This is a genomic window from Methanospirillum sp., assembly GCF_028679455.1.
GTDB lineage: Archaea > Halobacteriota > Methanomicrobia > Methanomicrobiales > Methanospirillaceae > Methanospirillum.
The window spans coordinates 1-4,246 of record NZ_JAJRBM010000174.1 but is presented as its reverse complement, the minus strand read 5'-3'; the positions used below and the strand labels follow the sequence as shown (position 1 = coordinate 4,246).

Genomic DNA, 4,246 nt, shown 5'->3' with positions numbered 1-4,246 from the left:
GATGGCAAGGGATCTGATTCCACGCGAGGAGAAGTACTCCTGTTCCTTCTTCTCAAAGGATCCTATCGGACCGGCTACTACCTCACCATTCCGGATCCTGGACAGGATGTTGAATAACCGCTCATCGATTTCAGGATATACGGAAATGAGTGGAAGTGTACGATCGCCTGAAGTACCGATCCATGGTTCAGGGATCTGGTCTGCAATCACCGAATTCTGCTCCTGATTGATGATACTGATGTATACCCGGGATACTCCGAGCCGTTCTCCAAATATTGCCGGGATCATACTCAGGTCATGCGAGTCAGCCTGTCGCATCAGAACGGTACCTGCAGAACTGATCGCTTCAAGAATCCGGTCCCTTCGCTGTAATATGGTTTGGAAATTCCCTCTGCTCTCTTCAGCCGCAATCGCGTTTGAGATGAGATTGAGGATGATCTGATCCAGCTCCCCAGGTTGATATGCTGATTTGTAATACACATTCAGGGACTCTGAATGCTCTTCGGTTGAAAAGGTCCGGCACCCGTGGTAGGTCTGGTACTGTCCCGCCTTTACGAGGGGATCGGTTTCAGCAAACCCGGATCTGGCAAGTGGGAGATAAAGGCAGGAGTCAGGGGTTTTTGTCTGGATAAAATACGATGTGATCTTCCCAACCGGATCATGATCCTGGGTATATCCGGGTGGCAGACTGGTTGCTGCGATGATCTCTTCTTCCCCGTTCTGGATCTGTGAATAGGTAACACAATCAGCGTGCAGGATCTCTGCTGTCAGGGAGACCAGCCTGTGAATATTCTCACGGGTATCAGCCCCGAACTCAAGGAATGTGTCAAGTACCTGCTTGATGTTGTCAGAGATCTGTTTTCGTTCGGTATGAATCCTGATCTCCTGTCTGCTGGCTTCCAGTTCCTCGAGATCATGCTCGTACTGCGAAAGGGCAGAGAGGAGGATGAAGGCTGTAATCGCAGTATATCCTCCGGCGATGAGGATCAGGGCCATCAGGGACTCGCCGATGAGATTCCTGCCCATAATTGCGATATCTTTTGGTCTTTCAATGCTGAATCTGATGATATACTGCCCGTCTGAACTCAGGGTGGTGAACGTATTGCCGATCCGATTATCGGTCTCATTGGTGATAGATGCAACGAGATCCGGGAACCGGTATGCAGACAGGAGATCAGGTGTCGATCCTGATCCCTGCATCGATATGGTAACCGGATGGTGGATGGATCGTTCCAGAGAATAGCAGAAGTTCTGGTTGATCTGTCTTCCAAATATGATCGTTCCTGCAACCGGCCCTCCTGCGTCTGTCATGAGAATCGGAACGCTGCAGAGGAGATAGGGTACATCGTCCATCACTTCGAGCACGGTTCTGGTCTCATTCTCCCCGGCCGGAATAAGAATAGGAAAGAGGGCTGGTTGTATCTCCCTTCTGACAAGCTGGTGAGTATCTGGATCAGAATATACCGACCAAAGGGTGTTATTCCGGTTGTCAAGGATAGTGATCTGTTGAACATTGAGATTTTTTGTTGATATCTCGTTGAAGTTGTCATCCGGGTATTCAGGATAGACTCCATTCGCAAACCGGTAGGTATCATTCCACCAGGCATAATCCCTGAGTTGGGTGAGGATCTGCTGCTCCTGGTCCTGTATGCCGCTCTCCAGGTATTCCTGGGTCGTCAGGAGCGTTTTGCGCTCGATGGTGTTATAACTCTCCTGTGAAAAAACCCAGAAGTACGTGATCAATCCACATACAGCGCAAAGGAGAAACAGATTCATCAGAATGAGAATGGTGCTCCGTTTCATGTCTCTGGTCCCGGATTGAAAATATTCAGCGATCAGGTCAGAATTCCCTTACTATGTATGAACAGGCATATGTGCAGATTCATTGTTATTATATATTCTCATTTATGCAATCCATCCGGTGCTCCTGATTCTTCCCCTGTTGGCATGGTACCCGGGGCAGACTGTAATCCTTATCCATCTGAACATCCAGTATTCGGTATGAATCGGTTCATTCACACAACCGGCATTTTGGTTCTGTTCATCCTGGTTACCTGTCTCTGTACTGGGGTGTCTGCCAGCCCGGGTTCCCATCCTATTGGAGGGGACCGGGGTTGGTATGTGTTTCACTGTCATGCTGACGGGACGGTAATATCCCTTGATAATGAAGAGAAAGGTGTTATCACGGATGGGGAACTATCAGTCCCGATCTATACCACCGGTACCCCGTATACGTCCTATACTGCAACCTATGACGGGGATGGATTTCACCAGTCAATAACCCGGCCAATCACCGAGTACCCGGCAAAAGGGGAGACCGTTGACATCTATGTGGATATCAATCCGATTCCAACTCCCATGCCTACCCCCAAACCGAAACCGGTAGGTGGCGATCAGGGCTGGTATGATGTCTACTGTAATGTTCCAGGTGCACATGTCGCATTTGATGGTGAGGATAAGGGAACTGTTGCTGATAACCTTCTGGTTGTGCCGCTTTACACCACCGGAACGCCTTACTCCACGATTACGGTGAGTGCCCCTGATTATGTTACGGTTACTGAACCTATCGAACAGCACCCGGAAAAGGGTGGGACTGTGGATATCTATATCACGCTGAACCGGGAGAACGATATCCCGATGCTCAGTTGATACCATCGATCTCTTATTTTTCTCTTGATGTTCTGACAGATGAGACCGCTGTAACGAATTCGTGGAAGGATTTCACCCGGAGCAGCAGGGAGATCAGGAACCTGCAGCAGACGTTCGGATACCGGTCGGTGCTGCGGATCTCATTTTTCAGACCGTGTCACCATAATTTCGCAACATTCAAGGACTTTGACCAAGCAACATACACCTATGACCGTTGCTGCATTTCTGGTATTATTTACCCTTGAATGCAGTGCTATTCTTCTATACCTTTCGCTTCAGGTATACAGGCGGAAGAATATCCTTGGTCAGTCTTACTTCTGGATGATCCTCTTTCTGCTCTCGATGATATGTCTGCTTCTCGGACTTGAGAATATGGGGGAGTTTTATCCTGAGCTGGGGCCGTATCCGGTCTCTCCGGTTCTCGCATTTATAACCAATTTCTGTGGTCATCTCATTACGACCATCTGGTTCTTCTTCTGTCTGGTGTATGCCGGAAGATCGCGGTATCTGACCAGGCCGGTTATCGCAATTCTTCTGGGATATACGGTGGTCGGAAATATCGTGTACCAGGGGATGAAGGTGTTCTCGTATAGTTCTGGTATTCCCCTGGTTGATTCAGCGTTGTGGTTGTTTGGGATTTCAGCGTTGGTAAAGTGCTGTGTTCTGTTTATTGCCGGGATTATCCTTATGGTTCTGCGGTTCCGGCATGTCTCTGACCAGTTCAGGTATCAGGTTATGGTTCTGGTCGGTGCTGCGTGTATGGTCGTGTTGTGTGTCACTTTCTTTGACAGCGGGCTGTTTCCAGGGTTTAATCCGGTCGGGGTGCATTTCGGTATTGCGGGACTGATCTTCGGGTTCGGGATGTTGTATTTTGATCTCTTGACGTTCTCTCCCGTGTTTCGGGAGCGGTTTTTCGGGGTTGTTGAGTCAGGTCTTGTGGTGCTGAATGAGCAGTATCAGATCCTTGATATGAATGATACAGCCGGGAAGATCCTTCATGTCAGTCTGGATGAGGTGTTTGGTAGACGGCCGTCTGAGGTTGCTATGTTACCTCCCGGGTTTACCGAGCTTGTTCATCATCCTGAGCTGCTGACCAGTGAAACACCGGTGTCGGTTCAGACCGATGATGAGACGAGGTGGTACCGGGTTTCAGTTCAGCATGATACGGGTAATGTGGGGGCAGAGCCGGTATATCTGATACTGATTACTGATATCTCACACAATATTCTTCTGGAGAAACAGGTGTCAGAGGCACAGGCCCAACTGATGATTGAGAAGGAGAAGAAGCGGCGGGAACTTTTGTATCATGAGTTTTTCAGGTCTCACCGGGATGCCATCCTGATTATTGCGAGCGGGGTTATTGCTGATTGTAATCAGGTTGCCGAGCAGCTTTTCGGGAGGCAGGCGTCTGATATGATCGGGGTTGATCCGGGTGTGCTTTCCGCTCCGCTGCAGAGCCGTAATTCAGATGTGCCGTCCAAGCTGAGGTTTCAGATCTCGCAGGCGTCTGCCGGTGAGTTGATCGATTTTCCCTGGGTGTTTATGGGTCACGGGAGGGAGATCGAGACTGAGGTCAGGCTGAGCAGGCTGGTGTATG

The 4,246-nt window shown here is 49.5% G+C and carries 3 protein-coding genes; 2 read left to right on the top strand and 1 reads right to left on the bottom strand.

Annotated elements, in window-relative coordinates:
* Positions 1–1,803 (bottom strand): CHASE4 domain-containing protein (locus tag LUQ50_RS05890; RefSeq protein ID WP_300037603.1); only part of this gene is annotated, 1,803 nt, incomplete at its 3' end.
* Positions 1,804–2,001: 198 nt separating this feature from the next.
* Here LUQ50_RS05890 and LUQ50_RS05885 point away from each other — a divergent pair.
* On the top strand, positions 2,002–2,649 hold the full coding sequence (locus tag LUQ50_RS05885; RefSeq protein WP_300037601.1) for a hypothetical protein: 648 nt from the start codon (positions 2,002–2,004) through the stop codon (positions 2,647–2,649).
* 186 nt (positions 2,650–2,835) lie between these two features.
* A partial coding sequence (locus LUQ50_RS05880) for a histidine kinase N-terminal 7TM domain-containing protein (RefSeq protein ID WP_300037598.1) occupies positions 2,836–4,246 on the top strand: 1,411 nt, incomplete at its 3' end.